We start from the raw sequence: 19,241 nt of genomic DNA on the forward strand, positions 1-19,241 counted from the left end.
TTTAACCTATATAAAAGGCCATAGACGGTGAGCTGTCTATGGCCTTTTTACTATGTCACCATCCTTTTTACTATGATGGGGTCAGGAATATGTTGTTGTAATACCATGCAAGGGAACAACCGCATATTGGGGCAATTAGTTTTTCACTTTATGCACAATATCAACGTATTTTGATTTATCATCCGGTGTTGGATAAATACGATAAGTATATTCTTCCGGCGTCACGGTGATGTTTTCAACTACGCGGGTAAATAGCACTTCACCTTTATCATTTTTCGCGGTAATTGAGCGGCTTTTACCATCGTCACTAAATGACCAGTCACCCTGCATTTTTGGCTTACCTTCTGGCGTCATCATTTTAAATGTGCCATCTGGAAAGTATTCGGCAAGTCCAAAGAAATTGGCAACTTGTTCATTGGCTGGGTCAACTTGCTTGTTATCTTGATCAAGCGCTTCTGTGGTTACCCAGACTTTACCTACCATGATATCCTCATAGCTATTGAGTTTTTTCGCGACAGACGCTGAAAACGTAGTGCTAGCGTTAGCATTTGAGTTAGCTTGAGCTGTAAAAGCAGACAGGGTTGACAGAGCGACGGCTGTGGCGATAAAAAGTTTCAATTTCATAAATACTCCATTATTAGATCATGATACAGATGATTAAAAAATATCCTTCTATAACCTAGAAGAATAATGTCAAAATGTGAAGGTGAAAATTATTGCCAATTATGTCGTCGAACTAAGTAGATTTACAAAGACGCTTTGAAAAAGAACTGGTAGGTTTAATACCAGTTCGATCAGATGAGATTAATGGAAATGTCGGTTATTAATAATCTTTAACGAACGGTTATGACCATTAATTAGCAGCGTATTCGAGGTGTAACTGTGGGCATGATGCGCGATGCCATCCATTAACACTGTGGGGGTAATGGCTGTTGCTGCAAACATGACATCATTACTACTCACCATTGAGTCTAATGTGAGAATTTCCCCAATATTCACGCCCATTTGGCGGCAGCGCGCTGCCTCTTGCTCAGCTAAGAGTCTATTTTGTGCATTATCTCCTTTAGCTTGAGTACGAGAGACTAAACGAGCTTGCATATCACCACCTAAAGCACGTGCAATGGCGGCACTAATAATTCCTTCAGGTGCACCGCCAATACCATACATCATATCAATAGGATGTTCAGGTAAGATAGCTAATAAGGAAGCTAAAACATCGCCATCAGGGATTGCAATGACATTCGCACCAAAATTGCGAATTGTTTGCATGATATGTTGATGGCGTGGCTTATCAAGCATAGCAATTGATAAATGAGCTATCGGTTTATTCAGTGCTGAGGAGAGGTTTTCAAGATTTTTTTCTAATGGATTATTGAGATGTACTGTACCTTTGGCTTCGTAACCGACAACCAATTTTTCCATATACATATCTGGAGCCTGTAACAGGGTACCCGTTGGCGCTGCCGCTAAAACCGCAATGGCATTGTGCTCATTACAGGCGACCATACGAGTACCATCAATAGGATCAACAGCGATATCTAATTTCTGTTTCGCTGAGGGATTACCCACTTGCTCTCCAATATATAACATGGGCGCATCGTCAATTTCACCTTCACCGATCACGACTTGACCGTGAAAATCTAATTCATTTAGGCGGTTACGCATGGCTTCAACGGCGGCTTTATCTGCTGCGTTTTTATCTTGTTTACCTACCCAATTATGCGCGGCTAATGCCGCAACCTCTGTAACGGAAGCGATTGCATAAGCTAATTCATCGCTAATTTTCATTATTTATTCCCTGAATGCGAAAAGAAATCATATATAGATATGATACTTTTTTTGTGATCTCTATGGCAAATAATCGGTGAACAAAATCAGGAAGGAAAAGCAGGCTAATGCTAGCCTGCTGAGTAGGTTAGAGCATTTCGACGATAGTAATACCGCCAATAATTGAGATGAGGGAGGCTAATGTACTGAGTAAAACTGTGCTAGCGGAGGTGTCCGTGTAAGCTTTATTACTGATAGCCAGTGCCGGTACCGCCGTTGCTGTTGGTAAAATACCGATAATAAAGGCTGCTTTTAACATATCGCCCTGTAGCCCCAATGCAATACCCGTTCCTAGTATTAATGCGGCTTGCAAAAAGTTTTTCACAAAGACGTTGAACACAATCTCAACACTGATTTTTAGCTTAATACCTGAAAGTAATAAGCCAAGGAAAAACAGCGCGACACCACCAGCGGTTTTACCTAATTCGTTGACCGAATTTTGCAAAATTTCAGGTAATTTAACGCCAAATATGGCTAATAGCGCCCCTAATATAGGTAAGAAAACTAATGGCTGTGCAATCGCTTTGCCGATCGATTTTAAAATACCATTATTCTGTTGTCTGCCACTAATAAGCAACAGGGTAAAAGGAATAATAATAATGGTATAAATTAAATTTCCCAACACCATCGCAATAAGACCGGACGACCCGACCGTTGCTAATAAAACAGGTGGCCCACAGTAAGCCATATCAGGGAAGGAAACCGATAAGGCTTGCATTGCTGCATCTTTCTTATTATGACGAAAGAATAACTTACCAACCACGAAGCCAATAATATAAGAAGCGATTAAACCAACCGCCAACGCTAATAGATAATCAATATTTAGCAGTACGGAAGGTGGCGCTTGTGCAGCGGCAAGAAATAAAGCAAAAGGTAGCGCAATTTTAACCACAAAGTCTGCAAACGCTTGTGAATACTCACGTTTTATAAAACCATATTTCCCGGATAGCCACCCGACCGCTAAACCGAGGATGATTGGTCCAAGTGCAGCCATTATTATATGTAACAGCATAATGTCCTCATAATATGAAATAAAAATATTTCCAGCATATTTAAGCTGCGATTGATGGAATCGATTAATCCTAATTTGAGTATCGAAATAAAACTATTTATATGCAATCTAAATTATTTTGTATATACTTCTTTTATTGATACTCTTTCTTACATTATTAATGCGTATTTATTTTTTAATAATGTAAACATATAAATAACATAAATTTATAAAGAAAGGCGAAAAAAAGATGAGTTTTTATTAAATAACATCAATGAAAACAAAAAAAAGAGTTACAGAGAATCAAGAGAGATAAAAAATAGTCAATAAGCGTATTACATTAGCAAAAAAGGCTATTTTATGGTTCCTCTTAATAAGAGTAATAGCGTGTTGGCTTGTAGGACAAACTCTTTTTGAGTCACCGTTTTTAGGCATAACCTAGCGAGCACTTTAATTTGTAATAATTTATTACAGCAGCTTGGCAATAGCTAGAATGCTATCTACACTAGGCGAAGAGAGGAATACGCTTTTTTTGCAAATTTTTTAATCGTAGGTTTAAAGATGAGGGAAAGCTATTTGTGGATGGCTTGATACTGATAGGGTTAATAATTGCTATTTTAGCAGCTGTTTCACCTATACTTGCGATTATCGCAATAGTTTTTGCCCAGCGAGTGAAATACCAATTATTCCAGCAAAATCAACGTATTCTATCATTAGAGCAAACGCTAAAGCGCTATCAAGATAGGGAGATTAATCAGCAAACGGAGCTGAGCCCTCCAGAAACGATTGTTGCCTCTGAAAAACCACAACAATATCAAAGCGCCTCGGAAGAGCTCTCTTATTATTCTAATGAGTTGGAGCCTTTGCCTACGGCTCCACCCGTCTTAAACTCCCAAGTAACAGAAGAAGTGCCTCAACAGCAATTCCAACCAACAGTGGATGTTAATCGCGTTGTTCAACCTTCAAACAACGTTGATCATCCTTCAAACAATAAAGTGAGTGACCAAAATAATGAGGTAGTCCCTCTATTTAGTCACTTTTTTAGTTGGATTTGGAAAGGGAACCCACTAGCAAAAATTGGTATTCTTTTGCTGTTTTTTGGTATCGCTTATTTACTGAAATTCAGTATTCAAAACAACATGCTATCACCACAAGTACGCCTGATAGCGAGCGCAGTAGCTTGTTTAGTTTTACTTGGTGTGGGATGGTATTTACGCCATAAAAAGTCTTTATTTGCCTTGATCTTACAAGGTGGCTCAATAGGCTGTTTTTACATTACCGTTTTTGCCGCTTTTAAACTGTATACAATGCTACCTTATAGTATGGCATTCGTTGCAATGATCTTGATTTGTGCAGCCAGTATTTTGCTTGCATTGTTACAACGAGCGATCAGTTTGGCTGTTTTAGCCTCGTTAGGCGGGTATTTAGCGCCTATTTTGCTATCTACTGGTGGCGGAAATCATATTCTGCTCTTTTCCTACTATTTAATGTTATCAATCGCCATTTTAGTGATTAGTGTATGGCAAGCATGGCGCCCACTTAATTTAGTTGGCATGTTCATGACCTATGCAGTCGCACTATTATGGGGAGTACAGTATTATCAAATTGACTATTATGTTTCTAGCCAACTGTTTCTGATTGCTAACTTAATTGTGTTTAATGTGTTAACACAATTATTTGCATTACGTTACCCACACGAGAAGCAATTAGTTGTCGACTATACATTACTGCTTGTTCCACCTTTTATTAGTATGGCAATGCAGTGTGCAATTTCTTGGCAAATCAGCTTTGCGCCAGCATTTTCGGCACTATTACTCGGTTTACTTTATTTACTCGCTGGGTTAAGGATCCATAAACGCTATGCTGTGGTGGGGAAAAATTTAGCATTAGGCAATATTATCATTGGTATTGGGTTCGTTACGTTGGCAATACCACTGGCGCTCACCTATGAATGGACATCAATTCTTTGGTCTGTCGAAGGGTTATTATTACTGTACTATGGCTTCTCTCAGCAAAATAAAAAACTAATCGTAATTGGGCCATGGCTTATTTCAGTGAGTGCCTTGATCTTATTAGCTGGTTTTTCCTTCAATATATGGAGCCGTACAAGTACTTATTTGGTGCCTGTCTTATTGGCGGCTTGTTTCAGTGCCGGTGCGATATTTCACGTAAAACGTGGCACATCAGAAAATTACAAAGTGCTTAGCTATGCTTTCTTAATTCTTGGCTTGATGATTTGGATTGTATGGCTCCCTGTTATCACCGACATATTATCTTGGAGCGGTGAGTCTGAAAGCTTCATCATCATGGCATTAGTCATTATTTCCGCTTGGCTATGGCGCATGTTAGCCATTAAGACTGATTGGGTGCCTTTATTGTTATGCCAATCGTTTATTTGGCTAATTGGCTATTACTATCTGGCCTTGGATTTTATTAATGACCAAAACCCAATGGGGAGAGGAGATGGCTCTCTGATTTGGCCAGTGATGTTAGGTAGTTCGATTTTATTTGTGATACATGCTCAGAAAGCGCGTAATATTTGGCTGCAACGTATATTACACGGTGCAACGTTTTGGCTGATCTTGGCGTTTATTGCGACACAAGTGAATTGGTTTGTCGCCATTTTACCTTGGGGAATGAATGAGCTTGGTTACTTTATCTATGTGATGGCGATAACCCTAACAATTTTAGTGATGTATTGGTTGCAAAGCCAAAAAATGCCGCCAATGAAACGCAACGGTATAATTTATTGGTATAGTTTTTTACCTGTTATTGTTGTTTTAATCGGCCTCTCATTTATTGCTAATTTTGAAGATGGGAAACTGACATTCTGGAATTATGTTCCACTGATCAACCCATTGGATGAAGCCGGTTTATTTAGCATTGCTTCATTATTATTAATGCGTCGTGGGCTAATACAAAAATTAAAGAAAATTAGGGAATTTGACCTTTGGATCATTAGGGGACTAGGCTTTTCGGCTATCGTTCTGAGTGGGGTATGGTTTAATGGCATAATCATCAGGATCATCTCCGATTTTGCTGAAATTAATTGGAATGTCGATGCGCTCTTTAATTCTCGATTAGTCCAAACTGTCCTCTCTATTAGTTGGTCACTAGTCGCTTTAGGCTTTATGATTTTTGCCAGCATTAAACAAAACCGTATGAGCTGGTTCTTGGGGGCAGGAATATTTGCTTGTGTTATTGCTAAATTATTCTTAGTCGATATTTATGGGCAGGATGGCTTATCTCGTGCAATAAGCTTTATTGTTGTCGCGGTGTTGATTTTAGTGGTGGGGTATTTTTCACCACTGCCACCAAAAACAGCCCAACATAAAGGAACTAATGAGGTTGAAGATGAAGCTAACTAAAAGCAAAGGGAAGTGGCTGATTTTCGTTTATCTTTCTTTTTCATTTTTATTGTCTAGCTTCGTGCATGCACAAGAGCAAAAAGCATTAACGCCCTATGACTTTTATCAGGGCATAGAATTGAAATATTCTAGCGATAATAGTTCGTTTGCTTGGCTTGAGCTTCCTTCTGAAGCCTATATCAACTCTGCATATCCTCAAACATTACAAGATGTCAGAGTGTTTAATGGAACAGGTCAGGAGGTTCCATCGGCTTTATTTTATGATACAGAAGAGAGGCGTAAAATTTCACAAGTTAGCTTTGCTTTGCAGCGACTAATTATTCGTGCAGACCAAGTCAATTCGAAAGAAGAAACACACGACGATCAACAATATCTTTTGATTGAAACGCAACCAAGTAAGCTAACACGCATAGAATTGCCCGCAATGCAGCAAGCCAAAGATGCGGTATATCAATCTTATCTATTAACGCGACAAAATAATAATCAAGAAGATTTTCCGATTCAGACACTTTCTTTGCAGTGGATGAATAATCAACAAGATTGGCAAGGGAAAGTGTTTATTTATGCTAGCGATAATAAACAGGATTGGGTGAATATTTCTGCTTATCAGCCTGTCATGAGTTTGAATTCAAACTCTGGGGGGATTTATAGCAATACAATTAAGTTATTAGAAGGGCATTACGTTGCGCTAAGAGCCCCTTATTTGATGGTCATTATTGTGGCAGCTAAAGAGACGAAGATCCCTGATTTAACAATGGCGCAAGGGACCTCTATGGTTGTTCATTCAACAAGGCGGCAAGAGACCTGCCACTTTATTACCAATAATGAAGGGGTGTCACTAAACCAATTAATATATCGTTTACCCTCGCCACAGCCTTTAAGTGCGATTGTGATCCAATTGCGGCAAGCAAACCGCGTGTTGCCTTTACACATTGAATATACCTCTACTTCTGGAGAAGAATGGCTACCACTAACAAATATAGTGGCCTATAACCAAATACAAAATGGCCAAGAAATCCGCAATCCGGAGTTGGTATTAAATGATTTAATGGTTAAAAAACTCAGAATTACTGCATTAAAAGGCAGCTGGGATGATAAACCACCATATATTGAAGGGAAACGCGATGCCGTTAATTTAATGTTCAACGTACAAGGAGCATCGCCTTATCTATTAGTTTGGGGGAGCCAGCTTGCCGGTATTGATAATATCAGCTACCAAGAGTTACTTGGTCAACCACTAACAATCGATGAATTAATGCATCGTTATCCTAAATTGTATGTGCCCGAAGAGATTATTGAGCTGGGTGGTGAAGAGCAATTAACATCAAATGACTTTGTGATAAATGAATTTGACTGGATGACTATCACGTTATGGGTGCTACTTGGGGTAGGGATCATCGTATTGCTGTATTTCTGCTGGTATCTATTAAAAGAAGTGAATGCAAAGTCATCAGAATAAATTAACTTCCTTTCGAAAATCCTTATCGCTAATAGGGGGAAAACGTTCTCCCTATTGTGATAAGCGACCGTACAGCGCCTTTATAGAAAAGGCATATTTTGCTATTAAAAAATTTACAAAATTCCCCAAATGATTACTTGTCGGTACTATTTTTTGACATGGTATTGCGCTAAAACGAAGGTTGAGCAGGAGGGAATTTCAATGAGAACACGTTTTTTTTCAAAGTTATTTATTGCTATCGCATTGCTAACCAGCGCGTCATTATTTGCTGAGGCGGCAGAAACGGTCACTTCATACGAGCAGGTTAATGTGAAAATAGAACATCCATTGAAACAAAATAAGATGCAAGATCTTGGTGATATAGAATCAATGCGTGAGCAAGCCGAGGTAAGGCGTGTAGAGCTGACTGAAACAACAACAGATCGCCGCTTTAATGGTCGCCAATTCCGAATTGGTGACAAGCAATGATCACCTTGTATTTTTATCGTGTCTCATCTTATAGTGAGCACTAAACTAACGTGAATCATCAAAAGGAAATACCATGTATCAAGGGCAATGCCTCTGCGGCGCTGTAAAAATTAGTACCCATCAGCCTATCGATAAAATAAGTGTTTGTCATTGCGGTATGTGTCAACGTTGGAATGGTGGTCCAGGCTTTAGTGTTGATTGCCATGATGATGTCGTTATTGAAGGGGAAGAGGCGGTGACGCGTTTTGCCTCATCACAATGGGGTGAACGCGCATTTTGCCAACGGTGCGGAACGCATCTATTTTATCATCTGCATTCACCGTCTTCTTACTATGTTTCTGCGGCTTTATTTGAAGAAAGTCAGCATGCAGAGATGGCCATGCAAATATTTGTTGAGAGTAAACCTAAGTACTACAACTTTATTGAAAAAACACCCATGCTGACAGAACAAGATATTATGAAGCTAATGGCTAAATAAAAGGTTTGAGAGCCAGCCGTTGCTGGCTTAGTTAAATTTAATCTATTTTATTTTGCTTCCATAATGTTAATACCCTAAATATGAATTACAATAACCTAAAAGACTTATAACCTTTTATAGAAGGCGATTTAATTCTGTGCATTTGATGCGGGGAAGTGCACGCAAGCTTACCATATCAATATGCATCACTATCTAGGGAATATAACGAATGAATAGTATGAGAAATATGCGGCACGCCAGTAATATTGCGTGGGTTTTGCAATGGGTATTAAATATTGGCTTGATCGCATTAGCGATTGTACTGGTTTTCTTTTTAGCAAAAGAAACGTACACCATGGCCTCCTTAATGTTTAGTGGGCAAAAGGAAGCAACAGCATATGAACTATTAGAAGGAATTGTGATTTACTTCCTCTATTTCGAGTTTATTGCACTGATTACTAAGTATTTTTTGTCTGGTTACCATTTTCCATTAAGGTATTTTATCTATATCGGCATTACGGCTGTAATACGTTTAATTATTGTTGATCACAGCGATCCACTGACGACACTACTTCATTCTGCTGCAATTTTAGTCTTAGTGGTTGCCCTTTATATCGCCAATACCGAAAAACTAAAACGAGAGTAGAATATTTCAAAAAAAATTAATGGTAAAAAAGGAATGTTATTCATTCCTTTTTCTTATCTTTTGATTAATAAAAAATAATCGTTAATTTGCGAAATCTGAGAAGTTATCCCTAACAAAAGCATATTCCTGCTGAGTTTAAATAATTAAGATAATTTATAATGATAAATTATCTTAATGCAAGTCATCACAACTGGTTTATCCTGTTAAATAATCGAAAGAAAGTATTTTACTTTTCATAAATCGTTATTTAGTGTGTAAAAGTTTATTACTCTAATAACTTAAGTACTTGCAAATATGACAACAAATACACTCCCTAAAAAAAAGGGCTTCTTAAACCGTGTTGAACGTATCGGTAACGTGATGCCTGACGTTACAATGCTGTTTATTTATGCCTTGATAATCTGTTGGTTTTTATCTTATTTACTTTCATTTGTAGATTTTAATTATTACCATCCAGTGTCGAAAGAAAAAATCACTGTCATTAATATGTTTAACTATGAGGAAATCATATTATTCATCACAGCGGCAGTGAAAAATTTTATTAATTTCCCTCCTCTTGGAATAACAATAGTTGCAACATTGGGGATAGGGATTGCTGAAAGCAGCGGTTTTATCAATACTGCGCTGAAAAAAATGCTCTCGTTTATCACTCCGAAAATGTTGACGCCAACGGTAGTGTTCGTGGGGATTGTTTCCCATATTGCTTCTGACTCTGCTTACGTTATTTTGATGCCTGTCGCTGCAATGATGTTTTACGCGAGTGGTCGCCATCCATTAGCGGGTATTGCGGCTGCATTCGCAGGATTAGCGGGCGGATTTACTGCAAGTTATACGCCTTCTATCATCGATCCTATTATGCAAAGCTTCACACAAGATGCTGCGCAAATGATGGCTCCTGGCTATAGCGTTAACGTACTGTGTAATTACTTCTTTAGCCTTGGTGGCACATTTGGTGTTATTTTTACTTGCTGGTTTATTACCGAAAAAATTGTTGAGCCATGGTTAAATAAAAACTGCCCAATTACCACCAAAGATGTGGATACCGATGCCGATCAGGACCTCGGTAAGATCACGCCATTAGAAAATAGAGCGTTTCGCGTATCGGGTCTTGTCGTGCTGGCTTTGGCAGCGGGTCTGTTTGCCTTATTATGGCCGGAAAACTCATTATTACGTGGTCCAGATGGCAGCTTAACTAGCCCGAAAGCGCCTATCATGCAAATCGTTGTGCCACTGCTGTTTATTTTCTTTGCGTTGCCCGGCATCGTGTACGGCTATATGACTAAATCTTTCACCTCTACGAAAGATGTGGTGAAAGCGATGGAAAATATTACTAAGTCACTGATCCCCTTTATTGTCTTCGCTTTCTTTGCCGCGCAATTCTTATATTCGTTCCAACATTCGAATCTAGGTACATTATTAGCGTTATCTGGTGCGGAATTACTGCGTACCCTTGATATGCCTTCAGGATTGACTGTTTTTGGTGTCATTCTACTGACTGCAATATTAAATATTATGATCACCTCAGCCACGTCTAAGTGGGCGATCATGGCTCCTGTACTTGTGCCAATGTTGATGGCGGTCGGCATCTCTCCGGAACTTACCCAAGCGGCCTTCCGAGTCAGTGATTCGGCAATGAACGTCAGTACCCCCATGTTCCCATTCTATCCGTTGATCCTGATGTATTGTCAGAAATATTACAAAAATGCAGGAATTGGTACTCTTTGCTCCATGATGATACCGTTTACGGTGGGTCTGTTGATCACATTGACCGCAACGCTATACCTCTTCTGGGCATTCGATATTCCAATTGGATTTGACAGTGGTTATACATGGCAGCCAACACCATAAGTCAGTTGTTGGATTGAGTAAAAGGAACAAGAAAAATGAATAAATTAGGTAAACAGCTCGAACAACGTTTTTTTCGCTATCTTGCAATCGAAAGTCAAAGTGATGCAGCGGCAACGGTTGTGCCGAGTACAGAAGGGCAACGTGATTTAGCGAAATTGCTGGCAAAAGAGCTAGAAAGTTATGGCCTAAAAGAGATTTATATCGATGAACATGCAATTCTTTATGCTATACGTCCGGGCAATAAACCTTCAGCACCTAAAATCGGTTTTGTCACCCATTTAGATACGGTCGATGTTGGTCTATCGCCAGTTATTAAGCCTCAAACACTTAAATATGAAGGCAAAGATCTGTGTTTGAATGCCCAAGAAGATATTTGGTTTAAAGCGTCAGAGCACCCAGAAGCGGCCCCTTATATCGGTGAAGAGATTATCTTTAGTGACGGAACGAGCGTACTCGGTGCGGACAACAAGGCCGCGGTTACCGTGGTTATGGAGTTAATGGATAAGCTGCAACAGGCAGATTTTGATTGCGGTGATATCTATATTGCCTTTGTTCCTGATGAAGAAATAGGGTTACGTGGCTCAAAAATCATGGACCTATCTCGCTTCAAAGTAGATTTTGCCTACACCATTGACTGTTGTGACCTCGGGGAAGTGGTGTATGAAACCTTTAATGCAGCGTCAATTGAGGTGACAATTAAAGGGGTGACGGCTCATCCTATGTCGGCAAAAAATGTACTATTGAATCCTATTCGTGTCGCACATGATTTTATCGGCTGTTTTGACCGTTTTGATACTCCTGAACATACCGAGCAGCGCGAAGGTTATTTCTATGTGACTGATTTAGTCGCAAATCCCGATAATGCAAAAATCAAAATGGCGATCCGCGATTTTGACCGAAACAGCTATGAAGCTCGTAAACGTTATATCGGTGAAGCGATTGAATTGATCCGAGCGCGCCATCCGAGAGCAAAAATTGATTTTAAAATCGAAGATGTGTACAGCAATATCAGTGATTCGCTCGGTGATGACCGTACGGCTATCGATTTAATTTTTGAAGCATTAAAAATTCAAAATGTTGAGCCTAAAGTGATCCCTATGCGAGGGGGCACAGATGGTTCTGCACTCTCTGCTAGAGGAATTTTAACGCCGAATTACTTTACAGGCGCATTAAATTTCCACTCGCGATTTGAATTCTTGCCTCTCAGCTCGTTTGAGAAAAGCTATTTGGTATCAGAGAGTATCTGCCGTTTAGTCGGTCAGAAATAACCAATTAGTTTCTATTCATAATAATGACATAGCCATGTATTTGCATGGCTATTTTATTTTAAAAGGATATCGCTTTTTTGACGTTATTTTTAGCATGTATTGATTCGTAGAATAATAAAGCAATCAGTTAATCACGAAACGAAAAGACTATATTTTATTTCGTAAAATTGCTATTTATGGAGGTTTGTATGGGTGAGTCGTCATAAAATATAGAGAGAAAGATGATTAATATTATAATTATTGATAATAATAATATATTAATTCGTGGGCTTGAGGCTATTTTTAGCCGACACAAACGATGTCATATTGTGGCTTCATTTCCTTTAATCGAACAAGCCATCTCCTGGAATCGGCAACAAAAAGCCAGCATTATCTTAATTAATAACGATAACTGCCAATTTGAATCATTAAAGGCGCTACAAACGCTAAGACGAACACAGCCTGATGTTGGTATTATTATTTATAATATCCACGCTCATTATTCATTCTTACTCAAAGCGCTCGATCTTGGGATCCAAGGTATACTAAGTGCCAAAATTGAAGTAAATGAATTCTTAGAAGCTATACAGGTGGTCAATGCGCGCAGCAAAATTATCTCACCAGACATTGCGCAATCTATTGCTTTAAAACGTATTAATCAGCATGAACAGACCGATCTCTATGAGTTATTGTCAACGCGTGAGTTAGAAATCATGTTGCTTATCACCCAAGGGATCCCCACAAAACAGATAGCACAGGTGCTAAATTTAAGCCCTAAAACAGTAAATACCTATCGATATCGAATGTTTGGTAAACTTAATATCCGTAGTGATGTAGAATTAACCCATATTGCCATTAGCTATGGGTTAATTGTAGCCAAACAGGGTTTATTAGGGTGTCAGAACAGTTTGAACCAAAAGCTTTCTTAAAGACAGTGACCAACCAACCCGGCGTCTATCGAATGTATGATGCTGGGGGAACGGTTATTTATGTCGGTAAAGCAAAAGATTTAAAAAAACGACTTTCCAGTTATTTCCGTACTAACGTCAGCAGCCGAAAAACTGAACAGTTAGTGAAAAATATCGCCTCCATTGACGTCACGGTTACACACACAGAAACAGAGGCGCTATTACTCGAACACAACTATATCAAGCTTTATCAGCCTCGCTATAACGTCTTACTGCGTGATGACAAATCCTATCCTTATATCTTTCTGAGTAAAGAAACGCATCCAAGATTATCGATGCACCGTGGTGCTAAGCATGCGAAAGGTGAATATTTTGGGCCATTTCCTAACTCTTATGCAGTAAGGGAAACATTGGCTTTGATGCAAAAGCTATTTCCTATCCGACAATGTGAAGATAGCGTCTACAAAAATCGTTCAAGGCCGTGCCTACAATACCAAATCGGGCGTTGTTTAGGCCCTTGTGTTAAGGGATTAGTGAGCGATGAAGAGTATGAACAACAAGTTAATTACGTTCGTTTATTTTTAACAGGTAAAGATCAGCAAGTATTAACTGGCTTGATTGAACGGATGGAAAAGGCCAGTCAAGCGTTACGTTTTGAAGAAGCGGCACGGTTTCGCGATCAAATTCAAGCGGTGAGGGCGGTAACAGAGCAACAATTTGTTTCAGGTGATAGCGATGACCTTGATGTGATTGGTGTAGCATTCGAGGCAGGGCTTGCTTGTATTCATGTGTTGTTTATACGGCAGGGGAAAGTGTTAGGAAGCCGGAGTTATTATCCTAAAATACCGGCTGACACATTACTTGAAGAAGTGGTGCAAACTTTTCTTGGGCAGTTCTATTTACAAGGAAGTGAAAATCGAACATTGCCCGGAGAGATCCTGTTAGATTTTGCGTTACCTGAGAAAACATTGCTGGCTGACTCACTATCGCATATCGCTGGGCGTAAAATTCAAATTCAAACTCAACCTCGTGGTGCAAGGGCGCGTTATCTGAAACTGGCACGGACGAATGCATCAACCGCGTTATTAACCAAGCTTGCACAGCAGTCCACAATCCATCAACGGATGTCATCATTAGCGAAAACAGTTGGGTTGGATTCAATCGCTCGAATGGAGTGCTTTGATATTTCCCATACGATGGGGGAACAAACCGTCGCATCTTGTGTTGTTTTCGATAAAAATGGTCCAGTGAAGTCGGAGTATCGGCGCTATAACATTACGGGGATCACCCCAGGTGACGATTATGCTGCGATGCATCAGGTTCTTACTCGCCGCTATGGTAAGCATATTGATGAGAGTAAAGTGCCTGACATTATTTTTATTGATGGGGGGAAAGGGCAATTAGGCCAAGCAAAAGATGTGTTTAATTCTCTGGATGTGGATTGGGATAAAAATCGACCATTGTTAATTGGGGTTGCAAAAGGGAGTGACCGTAAAGCAGGGTTAGAGACGCTATTCTTTAAGCCAGAAGGGGAAGGGGTTGCGTTGCCGCCTGATTCACCTGCACTGCATGTGATCCAACATATACGAGACGAATCACATAATCATGCGATTACAGGCCACCGCCAGCGTAGAGCAAAGGTTAAAAATACCAGCGCGCTCGAATCTATTGAAGGTGTAGGACCCAAACGTCGTCAAATGCTACTAAAATATATGGGGGGCTTACAGCCGCTGAAAAATGCAAGTATAGAAGAGATAGCAAAAGTGCCCTCGATCTCATACGCGTTGGCAGAAAAGATTTATAATGCATTGAAACAGTAGGTGTCTTAAGGCACCATACTTATTAAATCCAATTTGGTCAAAAAGTTACTGAGCATGATGAAATTAAATATTCCTACGTGGTTGACCCTGTTCCGAGTCATTCTGATACCGTTTTTTGTGCTGGCTTTTTATTTACCAGTCAGTTGGGGGCCTTTTGTTTGCGCATTAATTTTCGTTATTGCGGCAGTAACAGATTGGTTTGATGGCTATTTAGCAAGGTTATGGAAGCAAACAACCAAGTTTGGGGCATTCCTAGATCCTGTTGCCGATAAGGTGATGGTGGCAACAGCATTAGTGCTTGTTACGGAAAGTTTTGATGTTTGGTATGTCACTTTACCCGCCGCGACGATGATCGCTCGTGAAATTATTATTTCTTCGTTAAGAGAATGGATGGCTGAGATAGGCAAAAGAAGTAGTGTTGCCGTGTCATGGATTGGTAAATTTAAGACAACAGCCCAAATGATCTCTTTAGTTGGGTTATTGTGGCGTCCAAATTTGCTTATTGAGAATCTTGCTATCGCATTATTGTATGTTGCAGCTATCTTAACGTTCTGGTCAATGTATCAATATTTGAAGGCAGCATGGTCAGATTTGAGCGAAGCTTGATCGAAATGATTGAAAAAACAGCGAACGAACGGTTTTGAGTGATTTTTTTAAATATTTGTGTTGACTCAAAATGTGAAATCAGTAGAATGCAACGCATCGAACGGCAACGAGGTTTACGAAAAAAAATAAGTAAATCAGCCAGTTTGAAAAGCGAAAGCTGAAAGGCGGGAATAGCTCAGTTGGTAGAGCACGACCTTGCCAAGGTCGGGGTCGCGAGTTCGAGTCTCGTTTCCCGCTCCAAATCTCAGTAAGAGATTGAGAAGAAGGCGCGTTAGCAAAGCGGTTATGCACCGGATTGCAAATCCGTGTAGCTCGGTTCGACTCCGGGACGCGCCTCCAAAATTCAGCCCAGGTGGTGAAATCGGTAGACACAAGGGATTTAAAATCCCTCGGCCTTTAGGCTGTGCGGGTTCAAGTCCCGCCCTGGGCACCAAATAAAAACTCAGTTGAATATCAACGAGTTAGGGAAAGAAAGAAGCCACCTTTTAGGTGGCTTTTTTTGTGACTGAAATCACCTTTCGCTATTATTTCGCTATTAACTTTCGCTACTAACTCCCCCATTCACTAACGCTTTTGCCCTCCGACCGTTGGAACGATTACTACTTTTCGATCATATCGTGCAGTCTGTGATGGTGTTTTATGGCCAGAAATATTTTGTTTCTCACTCAGCGTTCCTTCCAGATCAGATATTCCTTTGGCCTTCAAATCATGAAACGTAAAATTAAAATCTAAATAAGGAAATTTTTTTACAGCTTCCTCTTTAGCTTTTACCTGTTTTTAGCTTGCTTAATATAAATACCTGCTTTCATGAGTTGATCTTTTTCAGCAGCAAGACGTCTTGCTGACGAGCACTGCATCAAAATAGAAAATAGACAGAGAGCGAGTGCTGGTAAGATTAAAAAGGCACCTGAGGTACATTGGGCGTTTTTCAGAGGCAGACTAAAATATTTGTGAGTAATGAAAGTATGAAACTGACATACTTGGAAAAAATAAAATCGCTCCCATCATATAACTATGTACCTTGTAGAGGATATAAAGCCGTTTTGTCATCAGGTTATTGAATGTAGTTAGTTGGAGTGAAAATGAAAAAATCGGTTTATAAAGCAAGTGGTTTATGGAACCAACAATCTTTCATAACTCTTTTTGTCGCAACAAGCGAAAAAGATGTGCTTTCAACAATAGCATTTTTGGCAAATTTAGGTGGCGCTAGGGTCGATGAGCTATCTATTGAACGTTTTTGTTCCGTGCATTAGTGTAGTTAAAATGAAGAAACGGGACTAATGGCAAAAGCCGCATAACGTAAAATAGAAAAACGCAAACGACAAAAGGAATTAGGTGTGACTAAGATAGAGTTATTTCTTGGTGAACAGGGATTAGAGATTCTCCCAAGAAAGTGCGTAATATGTAGGTCAGGCAGGGAGCAGTACAACGTAGCCAACTATCTTTTTATGTGAGCATTGATGGCTGTTCATTGTGTCCGCTCGGTAGCGCTGAATAAAAAATGTGTAAGGGAGGTAATGATCAGCTACTGATAGTTATTTAAGTGAGGCTCATAAATGCTGGGTAACTCATGGGTGACACGGGCTAAAATTGATGTCACAAAGTCTCACAGATAGTTCAAATTTAACGTGTCACTATTAATTTTGATGGGTATAGAAGATGCACTGTTTTCCTCTTTTTTACCCTTTATTTTTTCACTTGAAATTTATTGATTAAAAATCAATGTGTTAAGAATCACTGAAATATAGAAGGTATTTTTCATAAAATCAGATGTAATTTATTGTTGAACATGGTTTTTTTCATGATAATTTATAGTTCACTGCCGTATAGGCAGCTTAGAAATGTTGCTGGTTCAGGATGAATTTTATCGGCATGTTCACTGCCGTATAGGCAGCTTAGAAATTCTCTATGGTGCCTAGCAATAATCTGTTCCAGTTCACTGCCGTATAGGCAGCTTAGAAATGATACACAAACCATTCGTGATTTAGTGTTGGGTTCACTGCCGTATAGGCAGCTTAGAAACGATAACGGTCATGTTCATGCTGATTTTAAGTGTTCACTGCCGTATAGGCAGCTTAGAAACAGATAGCAGTGCGTGTTTACGTTAAATTCCTTGCTTACTACACCGATAATGATGATGCCCTCCAGTCAGCTACAGATGTTTATTTAGACGGTGTAGCACAAAAACGCGCTCACAATATCCCAGCAACCAAATCCTTTGATGCTTTTGAAATGCCAGACGGTAGCCTACGCCGTGTCGCTAAATCAATTAGCTTTGCAAAAATGGATGATCTAGCCTTTGGCGAACTCTACAAATCAACTCTCGATGTGCTCTGGAACTTCATTCTATTCCGTAAATTTCCCACCCAACAAGCTGCTGAAAATGCAGCTGGCCAGCTATTGGATTTTACCTAGAGGCAAGACCAATGATCCAAAAATCGAAGATCAAAGAAGAGAAGCAGTGGTTATCAGATGTAGCCGAACTTGGCTGTGTTTGTTGTAGAAACATGGGATATGGGGCAACTCCTGCGGAAATCCATCATACACGAACAGGGCAGGGTATGGCGCAACGAGCTAGCCATAAAGATGTATTGCCGTTATGCCCGCCTCACCACCGTGCTAGCTATGATACCGGCTTTCATGCGGCTCCAAAAATATGGCAAGAAATTCACGGTACCGAGATCGAACTACTTGAGCAAACCAAAAGAGAAGTTATGGAGCTGCGCGCATGTCGTATCTGATAGCCATTAAAAAATATTGTTGATGTGTAATAGGTGGTGAACCAATGAAACTCGAAAATACACTTAAAAACTTTCACCCTAAGTCACCTACATTCGGTAATGTAGCAGGTTGTACATCTCCTGACCGAATAACGGGAACAGATATCATGGCAGCTATGGGGATGACTGAATCACAAGCTAAGTTCGGTATGACAGCCTTTCTAGCGAAGAATGATATCAGCGAAGAAGATAAATTTTCTACAGTAGAGGCGCTGACCCAATATGCACTTAAAGTAGCACCTAAACTAGTTCGTAAAGCCGCGGGTAAGGAATTGGGTTGTTGCTTAATTATTCTGGCCAAGATGGCATTTGAAGATTATGCCCGTTCAGCGGGGTCGGTTTGTCAGTGTTCAGCGTGTAGTGGTAAAGGGATGATTGATAAAAAAGTCATCACAACAAAGTACTCTACAAGGGAGGCTATTTTTCCGTCATTCTCCAAGAGCCAACCCAAGCGATATACCAATACGGAACGCGATGTCGTGGAAACTGAAAAAGTGATTTGTGAATCATGCAATGGTAAAGGCCAATTAACACATCGCTGCCGTTGTAAAGGGAGGGGTAAGGTACTTGATGAAGAACAAACAAAATTACAAGGCGCCCCCGTATTTAAAGATTGTCCTCGCTGTGAAGGTAGAGGTTTCAGCCGTGTGCCGTCGTCAGTAGCATTTAATGCAATAAAGCATTTAGTACCAGACCTTAACGAAAGAACGTGGCGTAGAAATTGGAAGCCATTCTATGAAAAGTTGACGAATAAGTGTTTTATTGAAGAGAGTGCCGCAGAGCAAGCATTTAGCAAGGTAATTAAATGAACTGATC

General features: G+C 39.8%; 16 protein-coding genes, 3 tRNA genes, 2 pseudogenes and 1 CRISPR repeat array. Of the genes and pseudogenes, 17 read left to right on the plus strand and 4 right to left on the minus strand.

Annotated features, from left to right (window positions below):
* Positions 1-135: 135 nt before the first annotated feature.
* The 3 genes from PR709_RS09100 to PR709_RS09110 all read right to left on the minus strand — a co-directional run bounded on the left by PR709_RS09100 (position 136) and on the right by PR709_RS09110 (position 2,839).
* Positions 136-624 (minus strand): DUF4822 domain-containing protein, encoded by a 489-nt coding sequence (locus PR709_RS09100; RefSeq protein ID WP_014658099.1) that lies wholly within the window; start codon positions 622-624, stop codon positions 136-138.
* Positions 625-804: 180 nt separating this feature from the next.
* A complete protein-coding gene (gene glpX, locus PR709_RS09105; protein ID WP_036943782.1) occupies positions 805-1,788 on the minus strand; it encodes a class II fructose-bisphosphatase in 984 nt (327 codons plus the stop codon).
* Between the two features lie 127 nt (positions 1,789-1,915).
* Positions 1,916-2,839, minus strand: a complete 924-nt coding sequence (locus PR709_RS09110) for an AEC family transporter (protein ID WP_272570867.1) — start codon at positions 2,837-2,839, stop codon at positions 1,916-1,918.
* Between the two features lie 557 nt (positions 2,840-3,396).
* Here PR709_RS09110 and PR709_RS09115 point away from each other — a divergent pair.
* The 13 genes from PR709_RS09115 (at position 3,397) to PR709_RS09175 (ending at position 16,078) form a co-directional block, all read left to right on the plus strand.
* The gene (locus PR709_RS09115) at positions 3,397-6,186 is read left to right on the plus strand and encodes a DUF2339 domain-containing protein (protein ID WP_272570868.1); all 2,790 of its coding nucleotides are present in this window, start codon (positions 3,397-3,399) and stop codon (positions 6,184-6,186) included.
* Positions 6,173-7,645 (plus strand): DUF3999 family protein, encoded by a 1,473-nt coding sequence (locus PR709_RS09120; RefSeq protein WP_272570869.1) that lies wholly within the window; start codon positions 6,173-6,175, stop codon positions 7,643-7,645. The genes PR709_RS09115 and PR709_RS09120 overlap by 14 nt, the downstream gene beginning before the upstream one ends.
* A 201-nt stretch (positions 7,646-7,846) precedes the next feature.
* The gene (locus PR709_RS09125) at positions 7,847-8,113 is read left to right on the plus strand and encodes a hypothetical protein (protein WP_014658102.1); all 267 of its coding nucleotides are present in this window, start codon (positions 7,847-7,849) and stop codon (positions 8,111-8,113) included.
* 73 nt (positions 8,114-8,186) lie between these two features.
* Positions 8,187-8,591, plus strand: coding sequence for a GFA family protein (locus PR709_RS09130; protein ID WP_004918784.1), 405 nt, complete (start codon positions 8,187-8,189; stop codon positions 8,589-8,591).
* Positions 8,592-8,799: 208 nt separating this feature from the next.
* On the plus strand, positions 8,800-9,216 hold the full coding sequence (gene psiE / locus PR709_RS09135) for a phosphate-starvation-inducible protein PsiE (protein WP_014658103.1): 417 nt from the start codon (positions 8,800-8,802) through the stop codon (positions 9,214-9,216).
* A gap of 294 nt (positions 9,217-9,510) precedes the next feature.
* Positions 9,511-11,064 carry an AbgT family transporter gene (locus PR709_RS09140; protein WP_014658104.1) on the plus strand — a complete coding sequence of 518 codons (1,554 nt, stop codon included), beginning with the start codon at positions 9,511-9,513 and terminating at the stop codon, positions 11,062-11,064.
* A gap of 35 nt (positions 11,065-11,099) precedes the next feature.
* Positions 11,100-12,332 carry a peptidase T gene (gene pepT, locus PR709_RS09145; RefSeq protein WP_004918790.1) on the plus strand — a complete coding sequence of 411 codons (1,233 nt, stop codon included), beginning with the start codon at positions 11,100-11,102 and terminating at the stop codon, positions 12,330-12,332.
* 221 nt (positions 12,333-12,553) lie between these two features.
* Positions 12,554-13,240, plus strand: a complete 687-nt coding sequence (locus PR709_RS09150) for a LuxR C-terminal-related transcriptional regulator (RefSeq protein ID WP_004918792.1) — start codon at positions 12,554-12,556, stop codon at positions 13,238-13,240.
* Complete coding sequence (gene uvrC / locus PR709_RS09155; RefSeq protein ID WP_004918794.1) at positions 13,207-15,039, plus strand: excinuclease ABC subunit UvrC; 1,833 nt, start codon at positions 13,207-13,209, stop codon at positions 15,037-15,039. Before PR709_RS09150 ends, uvrC begins: the two co-directional genes overlap by 34 nt.
* A gap of 57 nt (positions 15,040-15,096) precedes the next feature.
* Positions 15,097-15,645: a CDP-diacylglycerol--glycerol-3-phosphate 3-phosphatidyltransferase gene (gene pgsA, locus PR709_RS09160; protein WP_014658106.1), complete on the plus strand. Its 549-nt coding sequence runs from the start codon at positions 15,097-15,099 to the stop codon at positions 15,643-15,645.
* A 164-nt stretch (positions 15,646-15,809) separates the two neighbouring features.
* Positions 15,810-15,885, plus strand: a tRNA-Gly gene (locus PR709_RS09165).
* 25 nt (positions 15,886-15,910) lie between these two features.
* Positions 15,911-15,984 (plus strand) — tRNA-Cys (locus PR709_RS09170).
* A 7-nt stretch (positions 15,985-15,991) separates the two neighbouring features.
* Positions 15,992-16,078 (plus strand) — tRNA-Leu (locus PR709_RS09175).
* 131 nt (positions 16,079-16,209) lie between these two features.
* Here PR709_RS09175 and PR709_RS09180 read toward each other — a convergent pair.
* Positions 16,210-16,413, minus strand: a pseudogene (locus PR709_RS09180) (integrase); the annotation flags it as partial.
* Positions 16,414-16,727: 314 nt separating this feature from the next.
* Between PR709_RS09180 and PR709_RS09185 the strand changes: the two are divergent.
* The 4 genes and pseudogenes from PR709_RS09185 to PR709_RS09200 all read left to right on the plus strand — a co-directional run bounded on the left by PR709_RS09185 (position 16,728) and on the right by PR709_RS09200 (position 19,234).
* Positions 16,728-16,898, plus strand: coding sequence for a hypothetical protein (locus tag PR709_RS09185; RefSeq protein WP_004918798.1), 171 nt, complete (start codon positions 16,728-16,730; stop codon positions 16,896-16,898).
* Positions 16,899-17,459: 561 nt separating this feature from the next.
* A CRISPR array of direct repeats spans positions 17,460-17,727; the repeat unit is 28 nt; unit sequence GTTCACTGCCGTATAGGCAGCTTAGAAA.
* A gap of 9 nt (positions 17,728-17,736) precedes the next feature.
* Positions 17,737-18,060 (plus strand): annotated as a pseudogene (locus PR709_RS09190) (DUF1367 family protein); the annotation flags it as partial.
* An 11-nt stretch (positions 18,061-18,071) separates the two neighbouring features.
* A complete protein-coding gene (locus PR709_RS09195) occupies positions 18,072-18,386 on the plus strand; it encodes a Ref family recombination enhancement nuclease (protein WP_004918803.1) in 315 nt (104 codons plus the stop codon).
* Positions 18,387-18,430: 44 nt separating this feature from the next.
* Positions 18,431-19,234: an antitermination protein gene (locus tag PR709_RS09200; protein WP_004918805.1), complete on the plus strand. Its 804-nt coding sequence runs from the start codon at positions 18,431-18,433 to the stop codon at positions 19,232-19,234.
* The last annotated feature ends 7 nt before the right edge of the window (positions 19,235-19,241 follow it).

It is taken from the genome of Providencia sp. PROV267, assembly GCF_028477825.1.
In the GTDB taxonomy this organism is placed as follows: Bacteria; Pseudomonadota; Gammaproteobacteria; order Enterobacterales; family Enterobacteriaceae; genus Providencia; species Providencia stuartii.